Origin of the sequence: Protofrankia sp. CiP1_Cm_nod1 (assembly GCF_920888515.1) — a bacterium.
Classification (GTDB): Bacteria; Actinomycetota; Actinomycetes; order Frankiales; family Frankiaceae; genus Protofrankia.
In genome coordinates, this window is sequence record NZ_CAKKTM010000396.1 from 4,382 (window position 1) to 11,514 (window position 7,133).

The following is a 7,133-nucleotide window of genomic DNA, read 5'->3' on the forward strand; positions in this document are numbered from 1 at the left end:
GGAACGAGGGGCCCGCCGTCGGTATCTGGCGATGATGGCCGTCTGCGTCACGCTGTTCGTGCTCGCCGGCAGTGTGGTCCGGCTGGTGTCGGTGCCCGCGGCGCTGGCGATGATGCTCGTCGCCGCGCTCATCCCCCCGGTCGCCGCCCTCGTCGCCAACCGGTTCCGATGAGCGGTGGGTGTGCCGGTCACAGGCTGGGGGCGAGTTCCACCATCCGTTCCACGTCGGCGCGGTAGGACAACAGACAGGGTATGGGGATATCGAGCCGCTCCCCCGTGCGTACGAGATCGTCATAGATCTCGTAGAGGTCCACCGGAGCGTACCGGCCGTGATTCACCGAAACGCGCTGGAGCAGTTCGCCACGGAGCATAAGCCGGACCGCCGGGGTGACGGTGGACGGCGGCAGCAGGAACGGCCGCGCATCCTGCGCGATACGCACGTCGGCGCCGCGCACCGCGCAGATCTGCATGGCCTCGCGGCCGGCGTGCAGCGCGTCATAAACCGCCCGGTTGCTCCGGGTGAACGGCTCGAAACCGCGGGCGCGGGCGGCACCGCATATCCACGCGGCGGTGCTCGCGAAATGCACCCACAGCCAGTGTTCCATGTTGGGATGGATTTCCGGCCGGAAACCGGCCTCGGCGAACAGCGCCACGAGACGGCCCAGGTTCTGCTCGGCGGTGTCGGTCGCCGGGCCGTACAGCGCGTGCCCGGACACGCTCGACCCGAGCATGATCCCGCCCTCGAGCGCACCGTCGAGGATGTTGTCGATGATGCCGCCGCCACCGCGTGGCGCGCCCAGCACGTACTGGTCCTTGCCCAGGTGGGCGTCTATCAGGTCAAGGCCGCGCCAGTTGTTGTTCAGGAACAGCACGGTGGCGGAGCCGAGGCTGCGCGCCAGCTCCGGCAGGACGTCCGGGGTCTGGGTGTGCCGGACGGCGAGCACGACCAGGTCGGTTCCGTCCGCGGGGCGCAGCTCGGTGACGACGCGCGGGCGGAAGCCTTCGACGACCTCCCGGCGACGTCTGCCCCGCACATCGAGAATTCGCAGGCTGATCCCGTCGGACCAGCGGGCCAGCTGTTCCGGACGGACCAGCATGCTCACGTCATGCCCGGCCCGTGACAGCGCCCAGGCGTGCAGCGTTCCTATCGCTCCGCTGCCGAACACCACAATACGCATACCATCCAGTATCGATTACGGGCCGGGACGTTCGTCAGGGTCGACGGCCCGCACGAAACCGGTACAAGGGCCCGGTCGGCCGGCGGCCTTCCCGCGGAAGAAGGCCCACCGGCCGACCGCGGCCTTCCCGCGGAAGGCCGTATGTCTTACCTCGATGTCACCGTGCTTTACCTCGATTTCACCGTTCAGGCCGGGGTGCCACGGCGGCGACGGCCGCGATGGCCGTCGAGGAGCGTTTTTCCGGGCCCTCGGGTGTGCGGCGCCGACGGCGGATGCGCCGTGGACGGGCCGGTCGTCGGGCCGGTCGAGGCCGCCGAGGCCGGCGCGTCCCAGCGGCGGGAGGCCCGGCGGCGATGCGGCGCGACCACGGTCAGCACCTCCGAGGGGTCGACGAAGTAGCCCGACTCCTCGTCGAGCACCCAGGTGTACGCGACGGAGATGTCGAAGTAGAGGCCGACGAGCTGCAGCCGGCCCTGCTCCAGGGCGTCCCGTACGGCGGGATGGGCGCGCAGGTGCTCCAGCTGCTGGACGACGTTCGCCCGGCCCAGCTGCTCCAGCGGGGACAGTCCCTCCGTACCCGGCAGCGGCATGCGCGCCAGCGCCCCGCGGGCATGGGTCAGCCACCCCGCCAGCGCGGAGTCCGGCTCGTCGTCGAGGTCGCCGGAGAGCAGTGCGTGCATCGCGCCGCACCCGGAATGCCCGCACACCACGATCGAGGGAACCTTCAGGACGCTGACGGCGTAGTCCAGCGCGGCCGTCACGGACAGGTCGCTGCCCGGCGCGATGCTGGCGCTCGGCTCGGAGGCGCCAGGCGGGACGAGATTACCGACGTTACGGATAGTGAAGAGATCACCGGGGCCGCTACTGGTGATGATGTTTGGCACCACCCGGGAGTCGGCGCACGTCAGGAACAACGCGCTGGGGCGCTGCGCCTCGGCGAGCCCGCCGAGGGTGTCACGCAGCAGCGGGGCGGCCCGGCGGTGGAACTCGGCCACGCCGACGAGCATCGTGCTGACGGGATGCGCGTGACCAGCCGCGAGCCCGCGGCCGTCGGTACCTGTTCCGGCCGTCCGCACGGGACCGGCCGCCGGGGAGGCATCGGCCTGATGACCGCTCTGGATGCCGGCGTCCCGCGGGCCGGTGTCACGGGAGCCGGCATCCTGGGAGCCGACATCCTGGGAGCCGGTGTGCGCGGCGGCCAGCTCCTGCCACTGCGACCAGGGGGCGAACCAGCGGGGCAGGTGCGGGACGACGGTGCGGCGCCGGCCGGCCGGAGCGTCCTGGGCGGGCCGGAACCAGGCGTGACCGATCTCGTCGACCGTCACGCTCCCCCCGCTCCGCTCGTGGTCGGTGCACCAGGAGTGCAGATGCTCGAACGCCGCGTGGTCGAGATAGTCCACCACGAGCTCGATCAGCACGGGCGCGCCCGGGGGGATCCGGCCGAGGATCCGGGACAGCCGGGACAGGGAGACGAAGCTCAGGGTCCCCTCGACCTCCACCTGCCACAGCTCGCCGGAGCGGACCAGGTGGATGTTGGACCACAGCACCCGGCGCAGGATCAGGCCGAGCGCGGTGACCAGGCCGAGCGCGACGCCCTGCAGCAGGTCGAGAGCGACGACACCGACCAGGGTGACGACGTACACGGGCAGCTCGCCGTGCCGGCGCACATGGCGCAGATGGGAGATGTCGACCAGCCGGATCCCCACGACCACCAGCAGCCCGGCCAGGGCCGCCAGGGGAATCCACTCGACCACCCCGCCGAGGAACACCGCGAACAGCAGCACCCACACGCCGTGCAGGACGGCCGACGCCCGCGTCCTCGCCCCGGCGGCGACGTTGGTGGAACTACGGACGATGACACCGGTGACCGGCAGTCCGCCGGCGAGGCCCGAGAGGATGTTGGCCGATCCCTGGCCGAACAGCTCACGGTTGAGGCTGATCGGGCGCTGTCCGGGACGGCGCGCGCCGGGGAGCTTCTCCACCGCGACCGCCGACAGCAGGGATTCGACGCTCGCGACGACGGCGACGGCGAGGACGCCGACTATGATCCCGCCCCAGGCGGCGTCCGGGAACCGCGGCAGCGACAGCGAGCCGAGGATCGAGCCGGGCAGGTCGACCCGGGGCAGGTCGAGGTGGAACGCGGCGGCGACGGCGGTCCCGACGGTGACCGCGGCCAGCGGCGCGGGAATCGCCCGCACCTGCCTGGGCAGCACCTTGGACAACCGGGGCCACAGCAGGATGATCGCCATCGTCACGACACCGATCAGCGTCGCGGCGTTGTGGTTGTCGATGATCTGCCCGGGCAGCGTCGCGATGTTGTCCAGGGCATGGCTTTCCGGTTCGCCGCCGAGCACGACATGCAGCTGCCCGAAGACGATGGTCAGCCCGATGCCGCCGAGCATGCCGTGCACGATCGCGGGTGAAACCGCGACCGCCGCGCGGGCGACGCGGCTGACCGCGAACAGGATCTGCACCACGCCCGCGGCGGCGGTTATCGCGCAGGTGACCTGCCAGCCGTAGCTGGACACCAGGCCCGCGACGATGACCGTCAGCCCCGCCGCGGGACCGCTGACCTGCAACGGCGCGCCGCCGAGCAGGCCGGCGACGATGCCGCCGACCACGGCGGCGATGAGGCCGGCGGCGACCGGCGCGCCCGAGGCGACCGCGATGCCCAGCGACAGCGGCATCGCGACCAGGAACACCACCAGCGACGCCTGCAGGTCGGGCCGGAAGGTAGCGGGCACGAGCGGGCGCCGGCGGGCCCGGCCGTGCCCGGCGCCTTCCGGCGCACCGGGCGGCGAATGGCTGTGCTGTGATGACGATGATGCAGATGGTGACGACGGGATGTCTGAGACGGTCACGCGACGCTCCTCGGGGTCGGGTCGGCACCGGACAGGGCTGTCGCGATGGAACGGCTTCGAAGGGGTCGCCGAAGAGGGCCGCGCCCCTGTCGAAGCCAGCCCGTGGGCGGCGCCCGCCCGCACCCGACCGCCAGTCCAAGCCCTGTCGGTGATGGCCCCGCCACTGGCGGGGCCATCACGTGCAGTAACTAGTTGTTGCACCCTGAAGAACGAAGGAGACCCGATCCGAGTTTCCGGCTGTGACGTTCACCTCGGAAGGGACGAATCACCCACTCCGCGGGGCCGTGTCAGCCGTTGACAACCGCCTGCCGCTGGGCCACCGCCTGCCGGACGCCGGCCAGCGCGTCCGCGATGGCGTCCGGGCTGCTGCCGCCGCCCTGGGCGAGGTCGTCCTTGCCGCCGCCGCCACCACCGAGGATCTTCGCGGCGCCGCGGACGAGCTCCCCGGCCCGGATCCCGCGTTCCCGCGCCGGGCCGTTGGTGGCCACCACGATGACCGGGCGCCCACCGGCCGCGGCCGCGGCCGCGACGACGGCCGGGCGGTCCGCCGGCACCCGGCCACGGATGTCGACGACGAGCTTGCGCAGGTCGTCCGCGCCGGTGCCGTCAGGCGCCCGGTGGGTGACCAGCGCGGTCCCGCCGACGTCCTCGGCCGCCCGGGCGAGATCGCCCGCGATGGCCAGCACCTGCGCGGCCCGCAGCTTCTCCAGCTCCTTCTCGGCCTCCCGCAGCCGGCCGAGCACCTGGGACAGCCGCTCGGGCACGTCCGCCCGCGGGGCCTTGAGCACCTCGGTGACCTGTGAGACGAGCACGGCCTCCCGGGCCAGGTAGCGGTAGGCGTCCAGGCCGACGAGGGCCTCCACCCGCCGCACCCCGGCCCCGACCGAGGCCTCCCCCAGCAGCTTGACCAGGCCGAGCTGACCGGAGCGGCGGACATGCGTGCCGCCGCAGAGCTCGCGGGAGTAGTCCCCGATGGAGACGACCCGGACCCGCTCGCCGTACTTCTCGCCGAACATGGCGATCGCGCCGGTCCGGCGCGCCTGGTCGATGTCCATGACCTCGGCGCGGACGTCGAGGTCCTCGGTCAGCACCTGGTTGATGGTCTCCTCCACATCGGCGAGCACCGAGGGCGGTACCGCGGCCACCGAGGAGAAGTCGAAGCGGAACCGGCCGGGGGAGTTCTCCGAGCCGGCCTGCGCGGCGGTCGGGCCGAGGGCGTCCCGCAGGGCCTGGTGGGTGAGGTGGGTGGCGCTGTGGGAACGCGAGATCGCCACCCGCCGGGCCGGGTCGATCTCCGCCTGGACGTCCGCGCCGAGAGTGACTCCCCCCGTGCGCACCCGGCCACGGTGGACGATCAGGTCGGGCAGCGGCTTCTGCACGTCGAGGATCTCGATCTCGGTGCCGTCGGCGAGCCGGATGACACCGGCGTCGGCGAGCTGCCCACCGCCTTCGGCGTAGAACGGCGTCCGGTCGAGCACGATCTCGACGTCGTCACCCTGCGCGGCCTCGCGGGCCGCCGCGCCGCCGACCAGCAGCCCCCGTACGCGCGCCTCCTCGGCGCCGCTGCCGTATCCGGTGAACACCGACGGGCCGGCCGCCGCCAGCACGTCCCGGTACGCCGAGGTGTCGACGTGGCCGGTCTTCTTCGCGCGGGCGTCGGCCTTGGCGCGCTGCCGCTGCTCGGCCATGAGCCGGCGGAAGCCCTCCTCGTCGACGGTCAGGCCCGTCTCGGCCGCCATCTCCAGGGTGAGGTCGACCGGGAAGCCGTAGGTGTCGTGCAGCTGGAACACCCGCTCGCCGGGGATGACGCTGGCGCCGGCCTTCTTCGTCTCGCTCGCGGCCAGATCGAAGATGGACGTGCCGGTGCGCAGCGTCTGGAGGAAGGCCGCCTCCTCGGCGGTGGCGACCGAGTCGATCCGGACGCGGTCGGTGACAAGCTCCGGATACTGCGGGCCCATCGCCTCGATGGTGGCGTCGACCATCTCGTGCATGGTCGCGTCATGGGCGCCGAGCAGGCGCATGTTGCGGATGGCGCGGCGCATCATCCGGCGCAGCACGTAGCCGCGCCCCTCGTTGCCGGGCAGCACCCCGTCACCGATGAGCATCACCGAGGTGCGCACGTGGTCGGCGACCACCCGCAGGGAGACGTCCGAACGGTGCTCGGCGCCGTAGCGGGCGCCGGTCAGCGCGGACGCCCGGTCGAGGATCACCCGCGAGGTGTCGATCTCGTAGAGGTTGTCGACGCCCTGCAGGATGGCCGCGAGCCGCTCCAGCCCGAGGCCGGTGTCGATGTTCCTCGAGGGCAGGTCGCCGAGGATCGGGTAGTCCTTCTTCGAGGATCCCTCGCCGCGGATGTACTGCATGAAGACGAGGTTCCAGATCTCCAGGTACCGCTCGCCGTTGACCGCGGGGCCGCCCTCGGCGCCGAACGCCGGACCGCGGTCGTAGTTGATCTCCGAGCAGGGCCCGCACGGGCCCGGCACGCCCATCGACCAGAAGTTGTCCTCCATGCCGAGCCGCTGGATGCGGCCGGCGGGCACGCCGACCTTGGAGTGCCAGATGTCGGCCGCCTCGTCGTCGTCGAGGTACACCGTCACCCACAGCCGGTCCTCGGCCAGGCCGTAGCCGCCGTCGGCCACCGGGGTGGTCAGCAGCTCCCAGGCCAGCGGGATCACGGTCTCCTTGAAGTAGTCCCCGAAGGAGAAGTTCCCGCACATCTGGAAGAAGGAGCCGTGCCGGGTGGTACGGCCGACCTCCTCGATGTCGGTGGTCCGCACACATTTCTGGACGCTGGTGGCCCGGGTGTACGGCGGGGCGACCTCGCCGAGGAAGTACGGCTTGAACGGGACCATCCCGGCGTTGACGAGCAGCAGGGTGGGGTCGTCCGCGATGAGGGAGGCCGACGGGACGACCGTGTGGCCCCGGTCGGCAAAATAGCGCAGCCAGCGGCTCGCGATCTCAGCGGACTTCATTCCAGCCTTCCTGCCCGGCGGACGACGCGCCATCGACGTTCCATCGGCGCGCGATGCGGATGCCGGATGTGCCGGCCAGGCGCCGATGGCCCATCGTAGCCAGTCGAGCGGACAGGACACGA

General features: G+C 72.0%; 3 protein-coding genes. All 3 read right to left on the reverse strand.

Going from position 1 to position 7,133, the window contains the following annotated elements; translation table 11 throughout:
* Positions 1–188: 188 nt before the first annotated feature.
* The 3 genes from NBX02_RS17945 to alaS all read right to left on the reverse strand — a co-directional run bounded on the left by NBX02_RS17945 (position 189) and on the right by alaS (position 7,011).
* Positions 189–1,178 (reverse strand): 2-dehydropantoate 2-reductase N-terminal domain-containing protein, encoded by a 990-nt coding sequence (locus NBX02_RS17945; protein ID WP_250285274.1) that lies wholly within the window; start codon positions 1,176–1,178, stop codon positions 189–191.
* A gap of 185 nt (positions 1,179–1,363) precedes the next feature.
* Positions 1,364–4,039: a SulP family inorganic anion transporter gene (locus NBX02_RS17950; protein ID WP_250285275.1), complete on the reverse strand. Its 2,676-nt coding sequence runs from the start codon at positions 4,037–4,039 to the stop codon at positions 1,364–1,366.
* Positions 4,040–4,326: 287 nt separating this feature from the next.
* Entirely contained in the window at positions 4,327–7,011 is a 2,685-nt protein-coding gene (gene alaS, locus NBX02_RS17955; protein ID WP_250285276.1) for an alanine--tRNA ligase, read from the reverse strand.
* Positions 7,012–7,133 lie beyond the last annotated feature (122 nt).